The organism is Roseomonas sp. HF4, from assembly GCF_005222755.1.
GTDB lineage: Bacteria > Pseudomonadota > Alphaproteobacteria > Acetobacterales > Acetobacteraceae > Neoroseomonas.
In genome coordinates, this window is the sequence record NZ_STGD01000004.1 from 361,082 (window position 1) to 384,240 (window position 23,159).

25 protein-coding genes are annotated in these 23,159 nt (G+C 70.8%); 17 read left to right on the top strand and 8 right to left on the bottom strand.

Features of this window, described 5'->3' with window-relative positions:
- Nucleotides 1-4 precede the first annotated feature (4 nt).
- The 3 genes from E8M80_RS09115 to E8M80_RS09125 are packed head-to-tail and all read left to right on the top strand — an operon-like array spanning nucleotide 5 to nucleotide 2,585.
- On the top strand, nucleotides 5-709 hold the full coding sequence (locus E8M80_RS09115; protein WP_137125398.1) for an ABC transporter ATP-binding protein: 705 nt from the start codon (nucleotides 5-7) through the stop codon (nucleotides 707-709).
- Between the two features lie 8 nt (nucleotides 710-717).
- A complete protein-coding gene (locus tag E8M80_RS09120; RefSeq protein WP_137125353.1) occupies nucleotides 718-1,575 on the top strand; it encodes a branched-chain amino acid ABC transporter permease in 858 nt (285 codons plus the stop codon).
- A gap of 14 nt (nucleotides 1,576-1,589) precedes the next feature.
- Nucleotides 1,590-2,585 carry a branched-chain amino acid ABC transporter permease gene (locus tag E8M80_RS09125; protein WP_137125354.1) on the top strand — a complete coding sequence of 332 codons (996 nt, stop codon included), beginning with the start codon at nucleotides 1,590-1,592 and terminating at the stop codon, nucleotides 2,583-2,585.
- A 20-nt stretch (nucleotides 2,586-2,605) separates the two neighbouring features.
- On the opposite strand, the gene E8M80_RS09130 is transcribed toward E8M80_RS09125, so the two are convergent.
- From E8M80_RS09130 to E8M80_RS09165, 8 genes are all read right to left on the bottom strand, one after another.
- Nucleotides 2,606-2,920: a hypothetical protein gene (locus E8M80_RS09130; protein ID WP_137125355.1), complete on the bottom strand. Its 315-nt coding sequence runs from the start codon at nucleotides 2,918-2,920 to the stop codon at nucleotides 2,606-2,608.
- Nucleotides 2,913-3,968 (bottom strand): porphobilinogen synthase, encoded by a 1,056-nt coding sequence (hemB, locus tag E8M80_RS09135; protein ID WP_137125356.1) that lies wholly within the window; start codon nucleotides 3,966-3,968, stop codon nucleotides 2,913-2,915. The genes E8M80_RS09130 and hemB overlap by 8 nt, the downstream gene beginning before the upstream one ends.
- Nucleotides 3,965-5,290 carry an O-acetylhomoserine aminocarboxypropyltransferase/cysteine synthase family protein gene (locus tag E8M80_RS09140; protein WP_137125357.1) on the bottom strand — a complete coding sequence of 442 codons (1,326 nt, stop codon included), beginning with the start codon at nucleotides 5,288-5,290 and terminating at the stop codon, nucleotides 3,965-3,967. Before E8M80_RS09140 ends, hemB begins: the two co-directional genes overlap by 4 nt.
- Nucleotides 5,291-5,508: 218 nt before the next feature.
- Nucleotides 5,509-7,797, bottom strand: coding sequence for a glycosyltransferase (locus E8M80_RS09145; protein ID WP_137125358.1), 2,289 nt, complete (start codon nucleotides 7,795-7,797; stop codon nucleotides 5,509-5,511).
- On the bottom strand, nucleotides 7,787-8,740 hold the full coding sequence (locus tag E8M80_RS09150; RefSeq protein ID WP_170979298.1) for a glycosyltransferase family 2 protein: 954 nt from the start codon (nucleotides 8,738-8,740) through the stop codon (nucleotides 7,787-7,789). Before E8M80_RS09150 ends, E8M80_RS09145 begins: the two co-directional genes overlap by 11 nt.
- Before the next feature lie 10 nt (nucleotides 8,741-8,750).
- Nucleotides 8,751-9,353 carry a hypothetical protein gene (locus E8M80_RS09155; protein WP_137125360.1) on the bottom strand — a complete coding sequence of 201 codons (603 nt, stop codon included), beginning with the start codon at nucleotides 9,351-9,353 and terminating at the stop codon, nucleotides 8,751-8,753.
- Between the two features lie 81 nt (nucleotides 9,354-9,434).
- Nucleotides 9,435-10,316 (bottom strand): sulfotransferase, encoded by an 882-nt coding sequence (locus E8M80_RS09160; RefSeq protein WP_170979299.1) that lies wholly within the window; start codon nucleotides 10,314-10,316, stop codon nucleotides 9,435-9,437.
- Nucleotides 10,317-10,522: 206 nt separating this feature from the next.
- On the bottom strand, nucleotides 10,523-11,806 hold the full coding sequence (locus tag E8M80_RS09165; protein ID WP_137125362.1) for a hypothetical protein: 1,284 nt from the start codon (nucleotides 11,804-11,806) through the stop codon (nucleotides 10,523-10,525).
- A gap of 271 nt (nucleotides 11,807-12,077) precedes the next feature.
- Between E8M80_RS09165 and E8M80_RS09170 the strand changes: the two genes are divergently transcribed.
- From E8M80_RS09170 to E8M80_RS26575, 14 genes are all read left to right on the top strand, one after another.
- Entirely contained in the window at nucleotides 12,078-12,716 is a 639-nt protein-coding gene (locus E8M80_RS09170) for a class I SAM-dependent methyltransferase (RefSeq protein ID WP_137125363.1), read from the top strand.
- Nucleotides 12,717-12,732: 16 nt separating this feature from the next.
- Nucleotides 12,733-13,716, top strand: coding sequence for a DUF563 domain-containing protein (locus E8M80_RS09175; protein WP_170979300.1), 984 nt, complete (start codon nucleotides 12,733-12,735; stop codon nucleotides 13,714-13,716).
- Between the two features lie 44 nt (nucleotides 13,717-13,760).
- Nucleotides 13,761-14,771: a glycosyltransferase 61 family protein gene (locus E8M80_RS09180; RefSeq protein ID WP_137125365.1), complete on the top strand. Its 1,011-nt coding sequence runs from the start codon at nucleotides 13,761-13,763 to the stop codon at nucleotides 14,769-14,771.
- Nucleotides 14,772-14,845: 74 nt separating this feature from the next.
- Complete coding sequence (gene rpiB / locus E8M80_RS09185) at nucleotides 14,846-15,304, top strand: ribose 5-phosphate isomerase B (RefSeq protein ID WP_137125399.1); 459 nt, start codon at nucleotides 14,846-14,848, stop codon at nucleotides 15,302-15,304.
- The gene (glyA, locus tag E8M80_RS09190; protein WP_137125400.1) at nucleotides 15,304-16,641 is read left to right on the top strand and encodes a serine hydroxymethyltransferase; all 1,338 of its coding nucleotides are present in this window, start codon (nucleotides 15,304-15,306) and stop codon (nucleotides 16,639-16,641) included. The genes rpiB and glyA overlap by 1 nt, the downstream gene beginning before the upstream one ends.
- Nucleotides 16,642-16,651: 10 nt before the next feature.
- On the top strand, nucleotides 16,652-17,107 hold the full coding sequence (gene nrdR, locus E8M80_RS09195) for a transcriptional regulator NrdR (protein WP_137125366.1): 456 nt from the start codon (nucleotides 16,652-16,654) through the stop codon (nucleotides 17,105-17,107).
- A gap of 9 nt (nucleotides 17,108-17,116) precedes the next feature.
- Nucleotides 17,117-17,785 (top strand): zinc metallopeptidase, encoded by a 669-nt coding sequence (locus tag E8M80_RS09200; RefSeq protein ID WP_137125367.1) that lies wholly within the window; start codon nucleotides 17,117-17,119, stop codon nucleotides 17,783-17,785.
- Nucleotides 17,786-18,005: 220 nt separating this feature from the next.
- Nucleotides 18,006-19,112 (top strand): bifunctional diaminohydroxyphosphoribosylaminopyrimidine deaminase/5-amino-6-(5-phosphoribosylamino)uracil reductase RibD, encoded by a 1,107-nt coding sequence (gene ribD / locus E8M80_RS09205; RefSeq protein ID WP_240789954.1) that lies wholly within the window; start codon nucleotides 18,006-18,008, stop codon nucleotides 19,110-19,112.
- Nucleotides 19,112-19,723 carry a riboflavin synthase gene (locus tag E8M80_RS09210; RefSeq protein WP_137125368.1) on the top strand — a complete coding sequence of 204 codons (612 nt, stop codon included), beginning with the start codon at nucleotides 19,112-19,114 and terminating at the stop codon, nucleotides 19,721-19,723. Before ribD ends, E8M80_RS09210 begins: the two co-directional genes overlap by 1 nt.
- On the top strand, nucleotides 19,720-20,859 hold the full coding sequence (gene ribB, locus E8M80_RS09215) for a 3,4-dihydroxy-2-butanone-4-phosphate synthase (RefSeq protein WP_137125369.1): 1,140 nt from the start codon (nucleotides 19,720-19,722) through the stop codon (nucleotides 20,857-20,859). Before E8M80_RS09210 ends, ribB begins: the two co-directional genes overlap by 4 nt.
- The gene (gene ribH / locus E8M80_RS09220) at nucleotides 20,856-21,341 is read left to right on the top strand and encodes a 6,7-dimethyl-8-ribityllumazine synthase (protein ID WP_137125370.1); all 486 of its coding nucleotides are present in this window, start codon (nucleotides 20,856-20,858) and stop codon (nucleotides 21,339-21,341) included. Before ribB ends, ribH begins: the two co-directional genes overlap by 4 nt.
- A 2-nt stretch (nucleotides 21,342-21,343) precedes the next feature.
- Entirely contained in the window at nucleotides 21,344-21,832 is a 489-nt protein-coding gene (gene nusB / locus E8M80_RS09225) for a transcription antitermination factor NusB (RefSeq protein ID WP_370287310.1), read from the top strand.
- Complete coding sequence (thiL, locus tag E8M80_RS09230; protein WP_137125372.1) at nucleotides 21,829-22,797, top strand: thiamine-phosphate kinase; 969 nt, start codon at nucleotides 21,829-21,831, stop codon at nucleotides 22,795-22,797. Before nusB ends, thiL begins: the two co-directional genes overlap by 4 nt.
- A 2-nt stretch (nucleotides 22,798-22,799) precedes the next feature.
- Complete coding sequence (locus tag E8M80_RS26575; protein WP_240789955.1) at nucleotides 22,800-23,069, top strand: hypothetical protein; 270 nt, start codon at nucleotides 22,800-22,802, stop codon at nucleotides 23,067-23,069.
- Nucleotides 23,070-23,159: the final 90 nt, after the last annotated feature.

Genomic DNA, 23,159 nt, shown 5'->3' on the forward strand with positions numbered 1-23,159 from the left:
CGTCATGCTCGAGGTCCGCCGCGTCTCGGCCGGCTACGGCAGCTTCCGCGCCCTGTTCGACGTGAGCCTGGAGGTCCGCGCGGGGGAGGCGGTCGGCGTGATCGGCCCGAACGGTGCGGGCAAGACAACGCTGCTCCGCGTCATCTCCAAGATCATCGCGCCCAGTTCGGGGGAGGTAGTGATGGAAGGCACGCCGCTCGGCCCCGTCCCAGCGCATCGCGTGGTCGAGATGGGCATCGCCCATGTGCCCGAGCATCGCCGCCTGTTTCCGCGCCTGACGGTGGAGGAGAACCTGCGGATGGGCGCCTTCCACCCCGAGGCGCGCAAGCGGTTCCGCGAGAGGCTCGACTTCGTCTACGAGCTGTTCCCCCGCATGAAGGAACGCCGCGACCAGATGGCCGGCACCATGTCGGGCGGCGAGCAGCAGATGTGCGCCATCGGCCGAGGGCTGATGAGCGGGCCGAAGCTGCTGCTGATGGACGAGCCCTCGGCGGGCCTTGCGCCGGTCATCGTCCAGCAGGTCTTCGGCCTGGTGAAGCGCATCCGCGCCGAGGGCTACACCGTGCTGATCGTCGAGCAGAACATCCAGCAGGTGCTCCAGGTCGTGGACCGGGCCTACCTGCTCGAGGTCGGCACCATCAAGCAGTCCGGAAGCTCGGCCGAGCTGCTCGCCTCGCCGGAGATCCGGCGCGCCTATCTCGGGCTCTGAGGGCACGCATGTTCGACACCTTCCTGCTCGAATCCATCATCAACGGCATCCTGCTCGGCGGCGTGCTGGCGCTGCTGGCGCTCGGGCTGAACCTGGTCTTCGGCGTCATCGACGTGGTCTGGATCTGCTACGCCGAGCTCGTGATGATCGGCATGTACACGATCTGGTGGCTGTTCGTGTTCTACGGCCTGCCGCTGCCGGTCGCGATCGGCGCGGGCATCGCCGTCGTGGCACTTCTCGGCGTGCTGCTGCACATCCTGGTCATCCAGCCCGTGCTCGGCACGGCGCCGATCAACCAGCTGCTGGTCACGGGCGGCGTGCTGTTCTTCCTGCAGGCGGCGGCCACGCTGGTGTTCGGGATCGAGTTCCGCAACCTCGGCGTGCGGATGCCGGTGGTCGAGTTCGGCGACATGTTCTTCAGCTTCGCCCGCATCCTGGCTTTCGCGACGGCGCTGGTCGGCGTGCTGCTGCTCTGGCTGTTCCTGACGCGCAGCTACCTCGGAACCGCCATCCGCGCCATCAGCCAGGACCGCGAGATCATGCCGCTGATGGGCGTCGATCCGCGGCGGATCTACCTCATCACCTCCGCGATCGGCGGCGGCATGGCCGGGGTGGCGGCGAGCCTGCTGGTGCTGCAATACGACGTGCACCCCGCGATCGGCCTGTCCTTCGGGCCGATCACCTTCATGGTCTGCGTCATGGGCGGGCTCGGTAACATGCTGGGCGGCTTCGTGGCCGCCTTCGTCTTCGCGCAGTTCATCTCGGTCGGCGGCTACTTCTTCCAGATCGAATGGGGCTACGTGATCGCCTTCGCCTTCTTCATCGCCATGATGTTCATCAGGCCCAAGGGCCTGTTCAGCCGCTGACGGAGGGGCAGGGCATGGACAAGCGCATCCTGGCGGTTCTCGGCATCGCGGCGCTGGCGGCGGTGCCGCAGTTCGGCCTCGGCAACTACCACCTGCACCTGCTGATCACGGTGCTGATCTGGGGCTTCGTCTACACCTCCTGGTCGGTCATGGGCCGCTTCGGGATGGTCTCGCTCGGCCATGGCGCCTTCCTCGGCGTCGGCGGCTATGTCGTGACGATGCTGTGGAACAGCTTCGGCCTGACGCCCTGGGTCGGCATCCCCATCGCGATCGTGCTCTCGATGACGATGGCGCTGCTCGTGGGCTACCCCTGCTTCCGCTTCCGCATCGTCGGCCACTACTTCGCGCTGGTGACGCTGGCGCTGGGGGAGGTGGTGCGCCTGACCATCGTCGGCCTGCGCGACCAGACCGGCGGATCGCTCGGCATGACGGTGGAGGGCGTGCCGGGCGGGACCTCCTTCCTCGCGCTGCAGTTCGGCGAGCGCGCCACTTTCTTCTACCTCGCGCTGATCGTCTGGGCTGCGGGGCTCTGGGTCTGGCGCATGGTCGACCGCTCCATGCTGCGCTACGCCCTCGAGGCGTCGTCGGAGGACGAGGACGCCGCCGCGTCGGTCGGCGTCAACGTCACGCGCGCCAAGCTCATGATCACCATGCTGAGCGCCGGCATGACGACGATCGGCGGTGCGCTCTACGCGCAGTACCAGATGTACATCAACCCTGAGACCATCTCGGGCATCGGCATCTCGCTGCAGATCGTCTTCGCCGTCATCGCGGGCGGCTTGTTCACGCAACTCGGCCCGACGGTCGGCGCGATGTTCACGCTGCTGCTGGCCGAGACGCTGCGCGTCACCTTCGGCCACGACATCCACGGCCTGGACGGCACGATCTACGGACTGCTGCTGGTGCTCTTCATCATCTACATGCCGAAGGGGATCACCGGGTCGATCGCCGCCGGCCTCGTGCGCCGTCGGGGCGCGCCGGGCGCGGCGCCGGCCGCCGCCACGCACTGAACGGCAGCCGCCCAGGCCGATCAGCGCGGCCCGAGGCCGAGGCGCCGGCGCAGTTTCTGCCAGGCCGACAGCGCGCCCGGCGGAGCGTCCGGCAACGGCGGCAGCCGCGCCGCGGCGGATTTCGGCATCAGCGCGACGCGCCGCGCGCGTAACGCCGCCAGGCGCCGCCAGGCCCGCGCCTGCTCCTCGCTGCCCTCGGACGCCGTGCGCCAGGCCATCAGCGCCTCGACCTCCGCGCGCTGCAGGCGGATCACGACGACGGCAGGGTCCGCCGCGCGGTCGGATGCGCCATGCCAGGGGCGCCGCAGCGCCTCGGTGGGCAGCGGCTCAGCCACGGCGGAGGACCTCCGCCGCCTCCACCGCGAAATAGCTCAGCACGCCGTTGGCGCCGGCCCGCTTGAAGCCCATCAGGCTCTCCATCATCGCGCGCTCGCGCTCGATCCAGCCGTTCTGCACCGCGGCCATGATCATCGCGTATTCGCCGCTCACCTGATACGCGAAGGTCGGCACCGCGAAGCGGTCCTTCACGCGGCGCACGATGTCGAGGTAGGGCATCCCCGGCTTGACCATGACCATGTCGGCGCCCTCGGCCAGGTCGAGCGCCACCTCGCGCAACGCCTCGTCCGAATTGGCCGGGTCCATCTGGTAGGTCTTCTTGTCCCCGCGCAGCGCCTTGCCCGATCCCAGCGCATCGCGGAACGGGCCGTAGAAGGCGCTCGCGTACTTGGCGGCGTAGGAAATGATGCGCGTATCGATGAAGCCCTGCCCGTCGAGCGCCGCACGGATCGCGCCGATCCGCCCGTCCATCATGTCGGACGGCGCGATCACGTCGATGCCCGCCGCCGCCTGGTTCACCGCCTGGCGCACCAGGATGGCGACGCTGTCGTCGTTGTGGACGTAGTCGCCCGTGCGCGTCGACCGGATCACGCCGTCATGGCCGTGGTCGGTGTAGGGGTCGAGCGCCACGTCGCCGATCAGGCCGAGGTCGGGGAAGGCGCGCTTCAATTCGCGCGCCGCGCGGCAGATCAGGTTGTCGGGGTTGAGCGCCTCGGTCCCTTCGGCATCCTTCGCCTCGGCTGGTGTCGCGGGGAAGATCGCGACCGCCGGCACGCCGAGGCGCACCGCACGCTCGACATGCTTCGCCACGAGGTCGACGGTCACGCGCGCCTGGCCCGGCATCGAGGCGACCGGGCGTTCCTCGCCGGTGCCCTCGATGACGAAGATCGGCCAGATCAGGTCGTCGGTGGTGAGCGTGTTTTCCGCCACCAGCCGGCGCGTCCAGGCGTCGCGTCGGTTTCGCCGCATGCGGATGGCGGGATAGGCGCCGGCGGCGGCCGGCGCCTCCGCCACGAAGGGCGCGCCCTGGCGGCGGTCGGCATTCATTCGGCGGCGGCCTTCATGGACGGCCCCGTCGCCGCGGCCAGCGCCTGGTCGAGGTCGGCGATGATGTCGTCGATGTGCTCGATGCCGATGGACAGGCGGATGTAGCCGGGTGTCACGCCCGAGGCCGCCTGCTCGGCGTCCGTGAGCTGGCTGTGCGTGGTCGTCGCCGGATGGATCGCGAGGCTGCGGGCGTCGCCGATATTGGCCACGTGGTAGAACATCTGCAGCGCCTCGATGAAGCGCTGCCCGGCCTCCTTGCCGCCCTTGATCTCGATCCCCATCAGGCTGCCGTAACCGCCCTTGAGGTGCGCGTCCGCGCGGCGCTTCCACTCGCCTTCCATCACGGACGGGTGGATGACACGCTCGACCGCCGGATGCTGCGCCAGGAAGGCGGCCGCCTTCAGCGCATTGGCGTTGTGGCGCTCCATGCGCAGCGGCAGGGTCTCGAGCCCCTGGATGGTCAGGAAGGCGTTCATCGGTGCCATCGGCGCGCCGAGGTCGCGCAGCAGGCAGGTGCGCATGCGGATGATGTAGGCGACCGGGCCGAGCGGCTTGACCGCCTGCGTCCAGACCGCACCATGGTAGGACGGGTCGGGCTTGTTCAGCGTCGGGAAGCGCCCGGCATGGGCCTCCCAGTCGAAATTGCCGCCATCCACGACCATTCCGCCGATGCTCGTGCCGTGGCCGCCGATCCACTTGGTGGTGGAATGCATGACGATGGCCGCGCCGTGCTGCAGCGGGCGGCAGATCACCGGGGCGGCGGTGTTGTCCATGATGAGCGGCACGCCGATTTTCCGCCCCAGCGCCGCCACCTCGGCGATCGGGAAGACCTGCAGCTTCGGGTTCGGCAGGGTCTCGGCGTACCAGCAGCGGGTGCGGTCGTCCGTCGCCTTCACGAAGTTCTCGGGGTCCGCCGGGTCCACGAAGCGGACCTCGATGCCAAAGGACTTCAGGGTATTGGCGAACAGGTTCCAGGTGCCGCCATAGAGGTCGGTGGAACTGACGATGTTGTCCCCCGCCTCGCAGAGGTTCATCACGGAGAAGGTCGTCGCCGCCTGGCCCGAGCCGAGCGCGAGGCCGGCGACGCCGCCCTCCAGCGCCGCGACGCGCTTTTCCAGCACGTCCACGGTCGGGTTCATGATGCGGGTGTAGATGTTCCCCATCTCGGCCAGCGCGAAGAGCCGCGCGGCGTGGCCGGTGTCCTGGAACTGGAAGGAGGTCGTCTGGTGGATCGGCACCGCGACCGATCCCGTCGACGGGTCCGCGCGCCAGCCGGCATGCAGGGCGATGGTCTCGGGGTTCGTGAAGTTCGGGCCAGACATGGCACCCTCCCGTTGCGGCGATTTCCCAGGGGCTTCAAGTGCCACGGGATCGGGCATCGCGAAAGGGAAATGCTCGCGTGGCACGCGGCGGTGCCGGCGTGGTGCGCGCTTCTGTGTCCGGTGCGCGGCCGAGAACATCCTTCCACGCTGGCGCCAGGGCCGAGGGCCCGGCAGGCATGGGCATGCCCTGCGGGCCGCGAACTCCAGCCCCGTCGCCCTCAGGCCGCCAGCAGGCGGCCGATTTCCGCCCAGATGCGCGCCCAGCCTGCGTCGCGGCCGAACTCGTCGCCGGCGGCGGCGTTCTCCGGCGGCGCCCCCTGCCGGCGGTGCAGCGCCGCCAGCACCAGCGCGGCCGAGACGAAGCCGCGCGTGCGGTGGCTGAGGGCAGGCCCTGTCCGGACGATGTCGGGTGCCGTCGGGTCGTCAATCCGCAGATGCGCGATCCCGGCGCGCAGCGCGACCTCCCGGGCCGGCCGCGCGCCCTCCGGGCGCCCGTGCTCCACCACGAAGGCCGGCCGCGCGCGGGCCCAGGTCGCGGCATCGAAGTAGTCGCCGAGCGGCGCGAGCGACACGCGCCCCGCCGCGACGGCCAGAGGCCCCGCGGCCGGCCAGGCGGGGGCGGCGCCCGGCCCCGGCCGCGCGGCGAAGATGCGGACATCCCGGCCGAGCGTCGTCGTGAGAAAGGCCAGGATCGGGCGCAGCGCGGCCGCGGCGGCATCCTCGGCTAGCAGCGCGACGGAGCCGTCCTCCGCGCCCCGCAGCGCCGCCAGCAACCGGCTCTCCTCCCCGCGCCAGAGCAGCGGCACGGCGGCGCGATCGGCCCGGGCGGCGTGCATGACGGCGGCGGCGGTGCGGCTCGGCGCCTCCTCGAGCAGCAGGAAGCGCGGAAAGGCGCGGGCCAGCGCCGCGAGGCGCGCCGGGTCCGGTGCCGCCCCGTCGAGGGCGAGGGCGCCGAGGTGGCAGGTGCCGAGCCGCGTGCGGACCGGCCCGGCGGGTGCCGCATCCGGCAGCGCCGCAAACCAGGCAAGGAAGTGCGGTGCCGCGAGCAGCGCGTCCAGCGTCATGAGCCGCGGCGCAGTATCGTCGAACAGGATCGCGCCGGCCTCGCCCAGCCCGGGCGCGGCCGAGGGGTCCACCACGACCCGACCGCGCCGCGCGAGCAGCAGGAGCGCCGCGGGATCGGCCGCCGCCGCCGCGCCCGCCAGGTGGAAGACGACCGGCGCACGGAAGCCGGCATAGCGGGCGGCGTCGAGCACGTGGTCGAGCACGAGGGCACCGGTCCGCACCTGCTCGAAGCGCAGCGCGACGACGACGGAGGGCGGCAATTCGCGCGCGCGCGCGCCGGCCGCGGCCAGGGTCTCGAGGATGCTCGCCTCGGCACGCGCGACCGAGCGGCGGGACGCCTCGGCGAGCGCCGCCACCTCCGCCGGGTCCCGCACCAGGCGGTGGGCCGCGCGCAGCATCGCCTCGAAGTCAGGGCATTCGTGGAAGGGGTGGGTGGGGACGTAGCCCTCGAAGGCGTGGGCGTGGCTGATCAGCGGCATGGCCCGGGACAGCGCCTCGCCGACCTTGATCTTGAGCCCGGTCGAGAAGGCGAGCGGCGCCAGCACCACGTCCACGGCGTCGTAGAGCTCGTCCATGCTGCCCACGGTGCCGAGCATCCGCAGATAGGGCCGCTTCACCCCCTCGAGCAGCGTGCAGACCGACCCCGCGACCAGGATCTCGACCGGCAGCAGCGTGCGCCGCAGGTAGGCGTCGGCGACCTTGAGGAAGGCCCGGATGTTGGCCGCGTTGATGTTGTTGCGCCCGCCCACGATGCCGAGGCGGAGCACGCCGTCCGTGCTCGGCGCCGGGCGCGGCGGCGCGGGCGGCTCGGCGTGGAGCAGCGTCAGGACCGGGCGGGCGGTCAGGGTGCGGAAGAACTCCGCTTCCTGGTCCTTGATGGCCCAGACGATGTCGGCGCGGTCGAGGGCGATCCGTTCCTCATCGGCCGTCGTATGGAAGTATTCCGGCGCGAGCCCGTTTGCCGCGAGCAGCTGCCGGCGTTCCGCGAAGCGGTCATGCGTGTCGAGGATCCGCAGCACGCCCGGCGGGGCATGTTCGAGCGCCTTCGACAACCAGGTGTAGTTCACGACCAGCGCGTCGTAGCGGCCCACCTTGAACAGCCAGTCGAGCATCTGGCCGATCGCCGGGTCCCACCACTCGTCGATGCCATGGTCCTCCCCCTCCGCGGGGCGGGTGTGGAGCGGCCGCGTGACGGGGCAATGGAAGACCTCGTCCCACTGCGCGGCCATGCCGGCCAGCGCCGCGCGGGGGAGGGAGGAGCGCCATTCCTCGTCCGAGGGGTAGTGCAGCAGCGCGACATGCGCGCCCTCGCGCCGCAGCGCCTCGTTGACCTGGACGATCCGGTTCCGGTTGCCGAGCGTGACCGGGAAGGTCGGCACCGGCGACAGCACGAGGACGCGCAGCCCCGCCCAGGACCCCGTCCCGGGCGCGTCAGAGGTCATCCTGTTCCCCGAGGCCCGCGAGCAACGCGGTGACGGCGTTGTAGACGGCCGAGATCTGCCAGCGGAAATCGGCTGCGCGGTCCTGTTCCAACGCCAGTCCGCGCAGCGTCCGGTCGGCCGGGTTCCGCGCGAGCAGGAAGGCCTTGACCGAATCCCAGCAATCGTCGCGCCGCGCGAGCCGCCCGTTCGGATCCTTCAGGTAGTCCGAGACCGCCTGCCAGGCGGCGCGGCGGCGGAACCAGCGCTGCGTCAGCCTCTCGGGGTCGACCCAGTGCTCGACCGCGGCGAGCGGGTCGTAGGCCACGAGGCCGCCCTGGGCGCGGATCCGGTCGGTCAGCGCCGTTTCCTCGGACGACAGCAGGCTGGCCGGGCCGCCGGTGCGGCCGAGCGAGGTGTCGAACCAGCCGGCCGCACGCAGCGCGTCGATCCGGAAGGCGATGTTAGCGCCGGCGACCCATTCGCGTTCGGTCAGCAGGCGGCGCTCGGGGCCGAGGTCGACGACGGTGAGGCTGCCCAGCATCTCGTCCGGCAGCCAGTCCGGCCGCGGCGCCACCCACCAGGGGCGGATGCGGCCGCCCACGACCTGCACGTCCGGGCCGAACTGGTCGAAGCAGCCTGCGATGTGCTCGAGCCAGGCGGGATCGGCGCGGGCATCGTCGTCCAGGTAGGCGATGATGGGCGCGCGCGCGGCGCGGGCGGCGACGTTGCGCGCGTTGGACAGGCCGGGGCGCGGCTCGTGCAGCCAGACGAGGTTCTCGTGCTGCGCGAAGGCTGCCGATTCGCGGGCCGAGCGGGCGGGGTCGGGGGAATTGTCGACGACGATGACCTCGAAGGTCCCGGCCGGCAGGGTCTGGGCGATGGCGGTCTCGATCGCGCCGGGCAGCAGGTCGTAGCGTTCGTAGGTGCAGATGGCCGCGGTGATGCGGCGCGACGGCGCGGCCATGGCGGGGTCCTCAGGCGCGGTCGACGCGCAGGCGCTGGAAGGCGACGCCCAGCATGCGCTGGTCCGCCTTGCCGCTGGCCGCGGGCGAATGGACATGCGCGACGCGGAGCGTGAGGCGCGTCGGCCCGTCCCCCGCGCGGGGCGCGATCGGGTCGGAGCGGAGGATCTTCTCCTCCCCCAGGCGGGTCAGGGGGTAGGCGGTGCCGTCCACCTCGATCGCGAGGTCGCGCGCGTTGCGCGGCACGCCGAAGTGGAACAGGCGGAGCGTGGCGACGAGCGGCGCGGCGCGGTCGAGCCAGGCTTCGAAATGGACATCGGCGCCGGGGCCGGTCCAGCGGAAGGCGCCCTCGGGGCCCCATTCGAGCTGGTAGAAGCCATCCTGGATGGGGAGGAGCTGGTCGGCGGCGATCTCGAACCAGTCGGGCAGGGGGGGAGCTTCGGGGGCGGCGGGCGGCGAGGGCGCGGCAGGGGCGAGGGCGGCGTCGCGGAGCTGGAGGATGCGTTCGTAGGATTCGAGGCGCGCGCGCAGGTCGGCGACTTCGGCGCGGAGAGCGACGAGGTCTGAGGCATCGGGGTGCGGAACCATCGTGTTCGGATCCGACGTCGCGTCCATGGCTGGTTTCCGGGAAGGGGAGCGTGACAAGCGTCACGAGGCTTCTAGGTCCCGCATCCTCCCATTGGAAGGACCTGCGCGCTATCCATGCCGGTCGAGGGCGTCGGCGATGTCGGGCATGCGCCGGCGGAGGTCCTCGATCAGCGGCGCCATCCTCTCATTCACGATCGCGCGGACCTCGGCGGTGTCTCCGGTGGGCTTGCCGCCTTCGAACACGCGTTCGCGCGCGTTCCGGAATCGGGCTTCCTCGAACGGCAGGCCCAGGAAATCGCAGATCCGCCGCAGGACGCCGACAGGGTCGTCGCGGATCAGCCCGTTGTAGTCGACGTGCAGCTGGCCGGGCGGAAGCATCCCCCTCCAGCGCAGGAGCCAGGTCGCGTAGTCCGAGTACCAGGAGACGCCGTTCCACCAGTTGGACAGCGCGATCTCCTTCATCCGCTCGGCGGTCGGCGTCTTGCCGCAGAGCATCGCGAGGTGGGACATGGCGCGCGCGACGGGGTGGCGGAGCAGCGCGATGACCTTGAGGTTGGGGTTCAGCGCCAGCGCGTGGCGGATGCCCTCGCGCGGTAGCACGCAGTATTGCGGGGAGATCTCGCCGCAGACCTGGTCGACGCCGCAGCCCGCGAACAGGGTGGCGTAGGCGGCGTCATCCATCGGCTCGCGCGAGAGGGCGTCGAGGCTGGCGAGGACGCGGGCGCGAATCTCGGGGCGGGTGCGCTTGGGGTCGAGCCGCTCCGGCGCGTTCCAGTGGGCGCGGGCCTGGGCGACCTGGTTGGCGCGGTGCTCGGCATCCGCCTTGGCCCAGCCGGGGACGTAGAGGGTGGAGAAATAGGCGACCTCCTTCACCGGCGGCATCAGGATGCCGGGGTGCGAGCGGAGGTTCGCGTAGAGCCAGGTGGTGCCGGCCTTCTGGGCGCCGATGCAGAGGAAGTCGGGATGGGGGCTGCGGGCCGGCTCAAGCACTGAAAAATGCGGGCTCCGACGGCTTCCGGAGAGTGAAGCGGTATCGCTTTCGCTCATATTCTCATCGAGCATCATGCGTCTCACTCTCGACCATTCTGGTTAAATGAACGCGTCGCTCGTCCAAGGTTGAATGATCCTATGCTTAACGTTTGCCTCGCAGGCATGGAAGGCTTTCGAAGCTTTCGATCATCAGGTCTGCCCCGCCGTCAGTAGCGGCTCGCCACTTGCCGGAGTGCCTGCCCGTAGCCCACGCCTTCGGTCAGCAGGGGTGCGATATCCGGATGCTTCGACAGAGTCGCGATCTTGTAGTCCTCGCTGGTGGTGAAGGGGTCGCGGAGTTTGCCGGCAAGCGAGACTGCGCGAGCCGAAGGCATGCTGTCCTCGCAGACGAGCTGGGCGACCTTGAGCGCGAACTGATCGATCCACCAGTTCCTTCCAGGCCGTTCGTCCCAGAGGTATCTGACGCAGTCACCCGCGAGGGAGAGGAAACGCGCGGCTTCGTCGGTCGCCGGGACGAACATCCACGTGGCGGCGAAGGCGCGCCACGGGAGGTAGCCGAAGCTCGGGCCGGGATGCAAAAGCCCCGTCACGTTGCGCTCGCTGCGCGAAAGGGCCAAGGCCGCCTCGAACGGGTGCGATATGGCGGCGTCGGCATCGACGATCCACATGGGCGCGCCGATCTGCCGCAGGATGTGCGCGCCATGGAGAAGGCGAGCCGACGCGAAGTAGGCGCGGTCGAAGTTGCCGCCCGTGGTTTCCGACGACAGCCAGAAACGGCCCGGGAGTGCCGAGCCCGCCGCCATCAGGCGGGCGAGCACGCCCTCGTCCTCCTTGGTCCTGAAGACGACGTGGAAATGCAAGGCTGCGCCTGGATGGTCGAGCGCCACGACCGACCGCGCCCAGTTCTCGGCAAACGCCGCAGCATACACCGGGTCGAACGACACGCTGTAGACCATGTCATGGCCGCCCTGCCCCGTACTATGGAAGGACAGGTCGCTTGGCAGCCGAGACCGCGCCGCGGTGAGATCCGCCGTGGTTGGAAAGGTCTTCGCGAAGGAGGCGCCACCGCCGAAGTCATCCTTGACCACGCGGTAGAAATCGCTGTGCCGCGCCGCGCAGGCGAGCTGCGCGAAGGCAGCCTTGCGTCGCCCCATCACGAAGTGCCGGAGGCCGGCAACGATTTCATGATAATAGTTGTCCCGGCAGTTTATTGCTTCCGGTATTTCGAGAAGCGTCCCGATGCGGTTATCCAGCTCATTCGTTCCAAGCCGCAGGTCGGGCGTCCAGGACGCGCGGTCATGGAGCAAGGCCCGGGCGGCATACGCGAAGGCGTATGGCAGGTCAGTCGGCGCTGCGTTTCCCTTCAGCAGGGCCACGCAATCGTCATGGAAGGCCGGTAGCGTCCGCGTGCTGACCGCGTGGCGAAATCGACCCAGGAAGCGAGCCTTGGTCTCTTCGAAGGATGGCGTGCCGGTGACGGCTGCATTCATGAGGGGTCGGTGTCCTCGTTACATGAAGTACGGTGGGTCAAGCCGGGTCTCGGCAGCGCGGCTCTCCCTCACCCCTTCACGCCGTCGTCGTTACCGCCGTATACCCGGCTCGGTCCCGATGCGCACGCCGGGCCGAAAGGCGCCGATCGGGGCTGACGATGCATAGAACCTTCAGCCGAGTGACGGCGCCCGTTCCTGACATCCGGACGATGCTGGCAATGATTTGTGACCGTATCGTAATCCACCCCTCCGAGCCTTCGGAACCCACCCGATGAACACCGAACTCGCGTCACTCGATGACCTGGGACTCATGTACGGAACGGACAAGGCGTCGCGGGGCCACGGCTACCTCGCTACTTACGAACGCTTCCTCTCGCCCTTGCGGTTTCGTCCGCTGCAGATTCTGGAAATCGGCGTCAAGGAAGGCGCCTCGGTGCGGATGTGGCGCGACTATTTCGTGAATGCGCGCGTCATCGGATTCGATATAGTGCCCGCCGTTCAACGGTTCGCCGAACCACGCATCGCCATCGAGATCGGCGATCAATCGTCGTCGGACGATCTCGCGGCGCTCTGCTCGAAGCATGGTCCGTTCGATCTGATCGTAGAGGATGGCTCCCACTACTGGGGGCATCAGATTTTTTCTCTGGAAAAATTGTTCCCGGAACTGAAGCCGGGCGGAATTTACATCATGGAAGATATCCAGACCAGCTTTTCGCCGCTCGCCGAGCGGTACAGCCGTGGCAGCGATGTCTCCGCGGTCGAGTACCTGAAGCGGGTCGCCGACATCGTCGCAGCGGCATCAGCCAGGCCGGCGGATGTCCCTCCGGACATGCTTGCAGTCGCTCGCGAAGTTGGTTTCCTGCTGTTCACCAAACACGCCGCCATCATCGAGAAGCGGCGGCGCGGTTGAGACATCGTTCGCGGTGATGGAAACCGGGCGCACCAATGTCGCCGCAACCACTGTCTCCGCGGACGAGATCCCTGGTGCTGCCCGCGTCTTCCTGAGGGCGCATCACCGCAAGGACATCATCCTGACGCCGCTGCGGCGGGCGGACCGTCCTGGCCACCCCTTGTCCTACGGGGCGTTCGATGCGGACGGTCGTCTCATGCAGGAGTTCATGCTGCGCCGACTGGGCGGGGCCTGGCCGCTCGGCGATTTCGCTACGCCCTCGCGGACGATCGAGCCCACGCATGTCTATGGCGGGGTGCTGTCGGGCCATTTCGGGCATTTCCTGGTGGAATCGCTCGCGCGGGCCTGGTGGATGCGCATGCGGCCGCGCGTGCCGGTCGTGTGGCATGCGACGGACGGCGCAGTGTCCCCCTGGCAGGCCGAGATCCTTGCCATGCTCGGCATCGGTGGGGCCGGGTCCTTCGTGCTTGAACAGCCGACCCTGTTCCGGCACCTCGTGCTGCCTGATCCGGGCTTCATGATCGAAAGCTTCCTGGCGCAGGACCAGGCGGAGGCGCTGGCAGCCTATCCGTTCCGCGTGCCGTTGCGCGGAAAGCGCGTTTGGCTGTCCCGCTCGGGCCTTTCACCGAACCTTGGGATCGTCGCCGGCGAGGCGGAGGTCGAGCGCGAACTCGCCGCGCGCGGCTGGTCGATCGTCGCGCCCGAACGTCTGACCGTCCTCGCTCAGCTCGAGACGCTCGCCGACGCTGAGGTGGTCGCCGGTTTCGAGGGCTCCGCCTTTCACATTCTGCTCCTGGCCCAGCAGCCGCGGGCGGCCATCCGGATCGTCGCGCGCTCGACCGGGCTGCTCAATCCGTCCTACGGCCTGATCGCCGCCGCCAAGGGCCTGGCGCAGACCAGTCTCAGGGTCGCGCTGGAGCCCATGCGGGGCGCCGGGCGGGTCGCGTCCTACAAGCTGCATGCGCCGCAGGACGTCATCGATTTCGTCGATGCGCCCTGAGCGCTCACCTTGCCGCGCGCGAACCGGAGGAGCCGGGGACGCCCATGCCCGTTGAGTGGACCTCGCCGCCAAGGCCGTGCTTCGGACCCGTGCCGGATGCCTTGGTGTATGCCTCTGCGTCGCACGTTCTGAGGGCGCGCCTGCATCGCCAGGTCCTCCTTTCCGGCCTGCTTCGCCCCGACGCGACCGCGGAGGCCGGGTTCCTCGCGACCTTCGGCGACGGGCGCTACGTGGACGACCTGTATGTCCGACGCGCTCGGATATCCTGGCCGCGCCTCGCGCCGGGGCAGGTCGAGGGCCTGGAGGACCCGGACGATCTTCGACTCCGTTGCGCCTATGGCGGCGTGCTGTTCGGCCATTTCGGGCACTTCCTGATCGAGAGCCTGAGCCGCTTCTGGTGGCTGAAGTCGAACCCGGCGATGCCGGTCCTCTGGCATGCCGTCGTCCCGCGCGTCCTGCCCTGGCAACAGGAGATCTTCGGCCTGCTCGGCATGGCCGGGGTGTCGATGCACCTCATCGCGCGGCCACTGAAGGTCGCGCAGCTCGTCGTGCCGGAACTGGGCTTCGTGATCCAGAATCAGGTGTCCGACGCTCAGGCACGGGCGTTGGGCGTCGTGCCCTTCGGCCGTCCGGATCCAAGCCGTCGCATCTGGCTGTCGCGTTCGGCATTGCCGGGCCGCGGGGGCTTGACGCCCGTGCTCGAACGATGCCTGGAAGAGCGCCTTCGCGAACTTGGCTGGCATGTCTTGCATCCGGAGGCGCTGGCGGTTGCCGAGCAACTCGATGCCCTGAAGGGCGCGCGCACCATCGCAGGCATCGAGGGGTCGGCCTTCCACCTTCTGCTTCTCGGCCGTGACATCGAGAGCCAGATCAGGATCGTGCGGCGAGACGACGCCAGCATGCCGATAAATTCGAATTACATGCTGATCGCAAACGCGAAAAACCTTGACCAGAAGGTATCGGAATTCTCAATGACCTCCGAGGAATTCCAGGGCGGTGAATCCGGCAAAGAAGCGTTTGTCGATCGAGTATTGGATTTTATGGATGGTCCCTAGTCCCGAAGGTACGTCTTCGTGACCTTCTCGCTGGCCGCGCCACCGTCTCGACCCATGATGGCAGAATGATCGGAATGGAACCCTTGCCGCTCCCCCTCGCCTCCGACCACGCCGGCCTCCCCCTCAAGCTCGCCCTCAAGGCAGCCCTCGAAGCGGAAGGCCACGCCGTCCACGACCTCGGCACCCACGGCCCCGAGTCGGTGGACTACCCCGACTACGCCGCCAAGGTCGCCCAGGCGGTCGCCTCCGGGCAGGCCCCCTTCGGCATCCTTGTCTGCGGCACCGGCATCGGCATGGCCATCGCCGCCAACCGCCGCCCCGGCATCCGCGCCGCCGTCCTGCACGACAGCACCGAAGCCCGCCTCACCCGCGCCCACAACGACGCCAACATCGCCTGCTTCGGCGCCCGCACCATCGGCGCCGAAACCGCGATCGATGCGCTCCGCGCCTTCCTCGCCACCCCCTTCGAAGGCGGCCGCCACCAACGGCGGGTGGACAAGCTCGACCCGGACAGCGCAAAACCCGGCGCATGATGCGCCCGACCCCCGCCCCCCTCCGCGCGCCGGACGGCCCCTCCGCCGGCGTCGCCCCCGCCGAGACCTTCTTCCGCGCCCCGCTGGCCGTCGCCGACCCCGCCATCGCGGCCGCCGTCGCCCAGGAGCTCGCCCGCCAGCAGGACGGCATCGAGCTCATCGCCAGCGAGAACATCGTCTCCCGCGCTGTCCTCGAAGCCCAGGGCAGCGTGCTCACCAACAAATACGCCGAAGGCTACCCCGGCCGCCGCTACTACGGCGGCTGCGAGGCCGTCGACATCGCGGAACGCCTGGCGATCGAACGCGCCTGCCAGCTGTTCGGCTGCGGCTTCGCCAACGTCCAGCCGCATTCGGGCGCGCAGGCGAACCAGGCGGTCTTCCTCGCCCTGCTCGCCCCCGGCGACACCTTCATGGGCCTCGACCTCGCGGCCGGCGGGCACCTGACGCACGGCTCGCCCGCCAACCAGTCCGGCAAGTGGTTCAAGCCCGTCCCCTACACCGTGCGGCGCGAAGACCAGCGCATCGACATGGCGGAGGTCGCGCGCATCGCCCGCGAATCGAAGCCGAAGCTGATCATCGCCGGCGGCTCGGCCTATGCCCGCACCTGGGACTTCGCGGCCTTCCGCGCCATCGCGGACGAGGTGGGCGCGTATTTCATGGTCGACATGGCGCACTTCGCCGGCCTGGTCGCCGGCGGCGCGCACCCGTCCCCTTTCCCGCACGCCCACGTGGTCACCACCACCACGCACAAGACGCTGCGCGGCCCGCGCGGCGGCATGATCCTCACGGACGACGAGGCGCTGGCGAAGAAGTTCAACTCCGCCGTCTTCCCAGGCCTGCAGGGCGGCCCGCTGATGCACGTCATCGCCGCCAAGGCCGTGGCCTTCGCGGAGGCGCTGCGCCCCGAATTCCGCGCCTACTCCGCCCAGATCGTGGCGAATGCGAAGGCGCTGGCCGAGGAACTGCAGGCCCAGGGCCTCGACCTCGTGACCGGCGGCACCGACAACCACCTGCTGCTGGTCGACCTCCGCCCCAAGCGCCTGACCGGCAAGGTGGCGGAGGCCGCGCTGAACCGTGCGCACCTCACCTGCAACAAGAACGCCATTCCCTTCGACCCCGAGAAGCCGATGGTGACCTCGGGCGTCCGCCTCGGCACGCCCGCCGGCACCACCCGCGGCTTCGGGACCGGGGAATTCCGCGCCATCGGCCGCCTGATCGGAGAGGTGCTGGACGGCGCCGCCGCGTCCAATGCGGACGGCGCCAACACCGCGGTCGAGGCCGCGGTGAAGGCCAAGGTGCTCGACCTCTGCCGCCGCTTCCCCGTCTACGCCGGCTGAGGCCCGCCCGATGAAGTGCCCCTTCTGCGGCGCCGAGGACACGCAGGTGAAGGACAGCCGCCCCGCCGAGGATGCGGCCGCGATCCGCCGCCGGCGCGCCTGCGCGTCCTGCGGGGCGCGCTTCACCACCTTCGAGCGTGTCCAGCTGCGCGAGATCACGGTGCTGAAGACCGACGGCCGCCGCGTCCCCTTCGACCGGGAGAAGCTGGCGCGCTCGATCCGCGTCGCGCTCCGCAAGCGCCCGGTCGACGAGGACCGGATCGAGCGTCTGGTGAATTCCATCCAGCGCCGCCTCGAGACCGAGGGCGAGACCGAGATCCCGTCGCGCAAGATCGGCGAGATCGTGATGGAGAGCCTGCGCGAGCTGGACCAGGTCGCCTATGTCCGGTTCGCCAGCGTTTACCGGAACTTCGGGGAAGCGCGCGACTTCCAGGCCTTCCTTGGGGAACTCGGCAGCAAGGACTGACGGGGCGCGATGATCCCCGCGGTCATCCTTCTGCTCCTCGCGCTGGTCTTCGGCCCGATGCTGTATGTGCGCTGGGTGATGGCCCGCCACGCGTCGGAACGCGCCGACCTGCCCGGCACCGGTGGCGAGCTGGCCCGCCACCTTCTGGACCAGGCTGGGCTGCACCACGTGCTGGTCGAGCCGACCGACCAGGGCGACCACTACGACCCCGCGACGCCCGCGGTACGCCTGACCCCCGAATACCATGACGGCCGCTCGATCACCGCCGTCGCGGTCGCGGCGCATGAGGTCGCGCACGCCGTCCAGGACCGTGACAATGACCCGGTCTTCCGGCTGCGTATGGTGCTGATGCGGGCGCTGGCGCCGCTGCGCCTGGCCGTGGTCGCGCTGCTGACGGTGGTGCCGCTGCTGGGCGGCCTGGCCGGAGCGGGGCATCTCGTGATCCCCTCGGTCGTGCTGGCCATGGCGCTGTTCGGCCTGTCGGTGGTGGCGCAACTGGCGACGCTGCCGCTCGAGATCGATGCCAGTTTCCGCCGCGCCCTGCCGGCGCTGCGCCAGGGCGGCTACCTCGACCCGCGCGACCTGCCGGGCGCCTCGGCGGTGCTGCGGGCGGCGGCGCTCACCTATGTCGCCGCCGTGCTGATGTCGCTGCTGCAATTGGCGCGCGTGGTGCGCTGATACCGATCGGACGAAGGCTTCAATTTTGTCCGCCTCAGACGCGTCGTGCGGAAGACACGCGCGGCGTGACGCGGCGCGCATCCGCGCGGCCTGGCTTCGCGGCACAGGCCGCGGCGCCCGCTTGGTCCTCCGGGAAGCAGGTGGGACCCTCGTCCGCCTGGCATGCGGCGGTGCGCCGGAGATTTCGCCCGGCCCGATATTCCTCTAGACGCGGCTCGGGATGCCCGACGACCTCCTCCACATGCGCGCCGCCCTCGCGATCGCCCGCCGCGGCCTCGGCAATGCCTGGCCGAACCCGGCCGTCGGCTGCGTGCTTGTACGCCACGGCCAGGTGGTCGGCCGCGGCTGGACCCAGCCCGGCGGCCGCCCGCATGCCGAGACCGAGGCGCTGCGCCGCGCCGGGGCCCGCGCCCGCGGCGCCACCGCCTATGTCACGCTGGAACCCTGTTCCCACCACGGCCGCACGCCGCCCTGCTGCGACGCACTGGAAGCAGCCGGCATCGCCCGCGTGGTGGTGGCCATGCGCGACCCGGACCCGCGGGTGAACGGGCGCGGCCTCGCGCGGCTGCGCGCCGCCGCCATCCCCGTCGAGGAGGGCCTGCTGGAAGCCGAGGCCCGCGCGCTGAACGCCGGCTTCTTCCGCCGGACCGAGGTCGGGCTGCCGCTGGTCACTCTGAAGCTCGCGACCACGCTGGACGGCCGCATCGCGACCGCCGCCGGGGAAAGCCGCTGGATCACAGGGCCGGAGGCGCGCCGCGCCGTCCATGCGCTGCGCGCGCGGCATGACGCGGTGCTGGTCGGCTCGGGCACCGTGATTGCCGACGATCCGGACCTCACCTGCCGCATCCCGGGCATGGAGCGCGTGCCGATGTTGCGCGTGGTCGCCGACGCCCGGCTGCGCACGCCGCCCGGCGCCCGGCTGGTCACGACGGCCACGGCCGCGCCCACCTGCATCGTCACAGCGCCCGGCCATCCGCCCGTGTCGCTCGCCCCCTTCATCGCCGCCGGCGTCGCGGTGCAGACCGTGCCCGCCGCGCCGGAAGGCGGCCTCGACCTCCGCGCGCTGCTGGCGGCGCTGGCGCAGCGCGGCGTGACGCGCGTACTGGCCGAGGGCGGCGCCGGCATCGCAGCCGCGCTGCTCCGCGCCGGGCTGGTCGACCGCCTGGCCTGGTTCCACGCCCCGGGCGTGATGGGCGCCGAGGGGCTGCCCGCGGCCGAGGGCTTGCGCCTCGCGGCACTTGCCGCCATGCCCCGCTTCCGGCGACTGGACGTGCGACCCATCGGCGCCGATGTGATGACCGAATTCGAACGCCTGGAGATGCCCTGATGTTCACCGGGATCGTCACCGCCCTCGGCACGGTGCGGGAGGTGCAGCCGATCGGCGGCGGGCACGACCTGCGCCTCGTCATCGGCACCGCGCCCGACTTCCTGGCCGGGCCGACGCCGGCGGTGCTCGGCGCCTCGATCGCCTGCTCGGGCGTCTGCCTGACCGTGGTGCACCTGGCGGCCGATGCCTTCGCGGTGGACTGCTCGGCCGAGACGGTGTCGAAGACCACGGCCGGGTCCTGGAAGCCCGGCACGCGCGTGAACCTGGAACGCGCGCTGCGCATGGGTGACGAGCTTGGCGGGCATCTCGTCGCCGGCCACGTGGACGGCGTCGGGGCGGTGGTTTCCGCAACGCCCGAGAATGCCTCGGTCCGCTGGCGCTTCCGCGTGCCGCCCACGGTCGCGCCCTATATCGCGCCCAAGGGCTCGGTCGCGATCGACGGCGTTTCGCTGACGGTCAACGAGGTTGACGGTGACGTGTTCGGGGTCAACATCATTCCCCACACGGCCTCGGTCACCACCTTCGGCACGCTGCAGCCCGGCGACAGGGTGAACATCGAGGCGGACATGATGGCGCGCTACGTGGCGCGGCTCCGGGAGTACCAGCGATGAGCGCGACGACGGGCACGGGGCCGGTCCGGACCTCCTTCCACGACTTCATCTCGCCCGCCGAGGACCTGCTCGAGGAAGCGCGGCGCGGCCGCATGTTCGTGCTGGTGGACGACGAGGACCGGGAGAACGAGGGCGACCTCGTCATCCCCGCCCAGTTCGCCACGCCCGACGCGATCAACTTCATGGCCCGACACGCGCGCGGGCTCATCTGCCTCGCCATGACGCGCGCCCGGGTCGAGCAGCTCGCCCTGCCGCTCATGGCGCAGTCGAACGGCACGCGGCACCAGACCGCCTTCACCGTCTCGATCGAGGCGAAGGAGGGCGTCACGACCGGCATCAGCGCCGCCGACCGCGCCCGCACCGTGGCCGTCGCGATCAATCCCGAGCATGGGCGGGATGACATCGTGACGCCCGGCCATGTCTTCCCGCTGGTGGCGCGGGACGGCGGCGTGCTGGTGCGCGCCGGCCATACCGAGGCGGCGGTCGACTTCGCGCGCCTGGCGGGGCTGAACCCGTCGGGCGTGATCTGCGAGGTCATGAACGACGACGGCACCATGGCGCGGATGCCGGACCTCGTCGCCTTCGCGCAGCACCACGGGCTCAAGCTCGGCACCATCGCCGACCTGATCGCCCATCGCCGCCGCACCGAGCGCCTGGTCCGCCGTGTCGAGGACGCGATCCTGCCGCAGGCGATCGGCGGCGACTGGCGCGCCGTGGTCTATGCCAGCACCGTGACGGAGGGCGAGCACCTGGCCCTGGTGAAGGGCGAGGTGGCGGGCGAGGAGCCGGTGCTGGTGCGCATGCACGCCGCCTCGCTCCTGAACGACCTCGTCGCCGGGCGCACCATCGGCGAGCTGCACGGCGCGATGCGCATGATCGCCGAGGAAGGCCGCGGCGTCGTCGTCCTGCTGCGCGACTGGCGCGCCGATGGCCTGTCTGACCAGATCCGCCGCGGCCGCGGCCGCATGGTCGCGCCGGAACTGCGCGACTACGGCATCGGCGCGCAGATCCTGGCCGACCTCGGCGTCACGCGCATGGTCCGGCTGTCCAACCACCCGCGGCCGATCGTCGGCCTCGAGGGCTACGGGATCGAGGATGTCGAGACCCGGCCCATCGCGACAGGTCCGACGCCGTGAGCACCCTCGATTCCCCCGAGCGCGGCCCGGCCGCGCTGGCCGGCCCCGCGCCCCGCATCCTGGTGCTCCAGGCGCCCTATTACCGCGATGTGGTGGAAGGCATGCTTGCCGGCGCGCGCCGCGTGCTGGCCGGCGTCGCCGCGACCGTCGAGGTGGCCGAGGTCGCCGGCGGCTATGAATTGCCGGCCGCGCTCGCCATGGCGCTGAAGGCGCCGGGGCGCTGGGACGGCTTCCTGCTGCTCGGCTGCGTCGTGCGCGGGGAGACCGACCACTACACCTTCATCTGCGACGCGATCTGCCACGGCGTGATGGATGTCTCGACCCGGAGCGCCGCCGCCATCGGCTTCGGGCTGCTGACGGTGGACACGCTCGACCAGGCGATCGCGCGCTCGCGCGACGACCGCATGAACAAGGGCGCCGAGGCCGCGCATGCGGTGCTCGGCCAGGTCGCGCTCGCGCGGCGCTGGGGTCTCGCGGGATGAGCATGCGCCCGAAACCGGCCGGCCGGCCGCGCACCGGCGCGCGCGTCGCCGCCGTCCAGGCGCTGTTCCAGTCCGAGCACACGGGCGAGAGCGCCGAGACGGTCGCGCAGCAGTTCATCCGCCACCGCATCGGCGCCGGCGAGGGCGACGCGGCGTTCGAGGATGGCGGCGTGCCGCTCGCCAACATCCCGCTGTTCGAGGCGATCCTGAAGGCCGCGGCCACGCAGGCGGAGGAAGCGGATGCCGCGATCCGCGCGCATCTCCAGAAGGACTGGACGCTGGAACGCCTCGACCCCGTGCTGCGCGCCGCGCTGCGCGCCGCGGCGGCAGAGCTGCTCGGCGGCGCGGAGCCGCCGGCGCGCGTCGTCATCAACGAATACCTCGACGTCGTCCGCGGCTTCCTGGACGAGGATACGGCGCGCTTCGCCAATGGCGTGCTCGATGCCATGGCCCACGCGCTGCGCGCCGCGGAGTTCGGGACGCCGCGGTGAGCCTGCCGCCGGAATTCGCGCTGATCGCGCGCCATTTCCGGCCGCTGGCAGGGGAGGGGGCGCTCGACCTCGCGGACGATGCCGCGGTGCTCGACATTCCGGCCGGCCGGCGGCTCGTGATCGCGGCGGATGCGATGGTCGAGGGTGTGCACTACCTGCCCGGCGACCCGCCCGGGACGGTCGGGCGCAAGCTGCTGCGGGTGAACCTCTCGGACCTCGCGGCCATGGGCGCGGCGCCGCTCGGCTACCTGATGACGACCAGTTTCCCGCGCGGCATCGCCGATGACTGGATCGCGGGCTTCGTGCGGGGCCTCGCGGAGGACCAGCGCGACTTCGGCCTCGCGTTGCTCGGCGGGGACACGACCGGGACGCCGGGGCCGGCCTGCCTGTCGCTTACCATTCTCGGCACGGTCGCGCCGGGGGCCGTGCTGCGGCGCGCGGGCGCGCGGCCGGGGGACGACCTCTGGGTCTCGGGCACGATCGGCGACGGGGCGCTCGGGCTGCGCGTGCTGCGGGGGGAGGTGCCGGGCGATGCGGCCGGTCATCTCGCGCGCCGCTACCGGCTGCCTGAGCCGCGCCTGGCGCTCGGTCAGGCCATCGCGGGCGTCGCGCATGCGGGGATGGATGTCTCGGATGGGCTTGTGCAGGACCTCGGGCATCTCTGCCGCGCGGCCGGTTGCGCGGCGGTGGTCGAGGCCGCCGCCGTGCCGCTGTCCGCCGCCGCCCGCGCCGCTCTGGACCTGGACGCGGCGCTGCTCCCCGCGCTGCTGACCGGCGGCGACGACTACGAACTGCTGTTCGCCGCGGCGCCCGCCGACCGCGCCGCCATCGAGGCCGCCGCCGCGGCCGCTGGCACGCCGGTCACGCGCATCGGCCGCTTCGCCGAGGGCGCGCCGGAGGTGGCGGTCCTCGCCGCGGACGGCACGCCGCTGCCGCTCGCGCGCGGCGGCTGGAGCCATTTCTGACGGTGGACGCGATCCCCGCCGATGCCGTCCCCGCAGCCCGCGCGGCCGACGCGCGCATGCGCCGCAACGTCTGGCTGCTGTTCTTCTACCAGGCGCTGATGGGTGCGTCGATGATCGGCCAGGTCGCGATGTCGGCGCTGATCGGCCACTCGCTCGCCGAGGACAAGGCGCTCGCGACCCTGCCCATGGCGCTGCAGATGGACACCTCCAGAAACCCTGCTGTCAGTGGGCGTGATGGTCGATCGGTGGGTGCGTACCCAGCGCCGGGATGACAGGGCTGGGGCTGCCCGTGGATGTTTGCCGGGGTGCGCGGGTTACGGGTGCGGCAGTCCCAGAGCCTACGCCGTCGCTGGCCTGCTGCT

Bases quoted from the DNA above. Each gene is read 5' to 3' on its own strand.
- E8M80_RS09115 (WP_137125398.1), top strand. From the start codon at position 5: ATGCTCGAGGTCCGCCGCGTCTCGGCCGGCTACGGCAGCTTCCGCGCC.
- E8M80_RS09120 (WP_137125353.1), top strand. From the start codon at position 718: ATGTTCGACACCTTCCTGCTCGAATCCATCATCAACGGCATCCTGCTC.
- E8M80_RS09125 (WP_137125354.1), top strand. From the start codon at position 1,590: ATGGACAAGCGCATCCTGGCGGTTCTCGGCATCGCGGCGCTGGCGGCG.
- hemB (WP_137125356.1), bottom strand. From the start codon at position 3,968: ATGAATGCCGACCGCCGCCAGGGCGCGCCCTTCGTGGCGGAGGCGCCG.
- E8M80_RS09140 (WP_137125357.1), bottom strand. From the start codon at position 5,290: ATGTCTGGCCCGAACTTCACGAACCCCGAGACCATCGCCCTGCATGCC.
- E8M80_RS09145 (WP_137125358.1), bottom strand. From the start codon at position 7,797: ATGACCTCTGACGCGCCCGGGACGGGGTCCTGGGCGGGGCTGCGCGTC.
- E8M80_RS09150 (WP_170979298.1), bottom strand. From the start codon at position 8,740: ATGGCCGCGCCGTCGCGCCGCATCACCGCGGCCATCTGCACCTACGAA.
- E8M80_RS09155 (WP_137125360.1), bottom strand. From the start codon at position 9,353: ATGGACGCGACGTCGGATCCGAACACGATGGTTCCGCACCCCGATGCC.
- E8M80_RS09165 (WP_137125362.1), bottom strand. From the start codon at position 11,806: ATGAATGCAGCCGTCACCGGCACGCCATCCTTCGAAGAGACCAAGGCT.
- E8M80_RS09170 (WP_137125363.1), top strand. From the start codon at position 12,078: ATGAACACCGAACTCGCGTCACTCGATGACCTGGGACTCATGTACGGA.
- E8M80_RS09175 (WP_170979300.1), top strand. From the start codon at position 12,733: ATGGAAACCGGGCGCACCAATGTCGCCGCAACCACTGTCTCCGCGGAC.
- E8M80_RS09180 (WP_137125365.1), top strand. From the start codon at position 13,761: ATGCCCGTTGAGTGGACCTCGCCGCCAAGGCCGTGCTTCGGACCCGTG.
- rpiB (WP_137125399.1), top strand. From the start codon at position 14,846: ATGGAACCCTTGCCGCTCCCCCTCGCCTCCGACCACGCCGGCCTCCCC.
- glyA (WP_137125400.1), top strand. From the start codon at position 15,304: ATGCGCCCGACCCCCGCCCCCCTCCGCGCGCCGGACGGCCCCTCCGCC.
- nrdR (WP_137125366.1), top strand. From the start codon at position 16,652: ATGAAGTGCCCCTTCTGCGGCGCCGAGGACACGCAGGTGAAGGACAGC.
- E8M80_RS09200 (WP_137125367.1), top strand. From the start codon at position 17,117: ATGATCCCCGCGGTCATCCTTCTGCTCCTCGCGCTGGTCTTCGGCCCG.
- ribD (WP_240789954.1), top strand. From the start codon at position 18,006: ATGCCCGACGACCTCCTCCACATGCGCGCCGCCCTCGCGATCGCCCGC.
- E8M80_RS09210 (WP_137125368.1), top strand. From the start codon at position 19,112: ATGTTCACCGGGATCGTCACCGCCCTCGGCACGGTGCGGGAGGTGCAG.
- ribB (WP_137125369.1), top strand. From the start codon at position 19,720: ATGAGCGCGACGACGGGCACGGGGCCGGTCCGGACCTCCTTCCACGAC.
- nusB (WP_370287310.1), top strand. From the start codon at position 21,344: ATGCGCCCGAAACCGGCCGGCCGGCCGCGCACCGGCGCGCGCGTCGCC.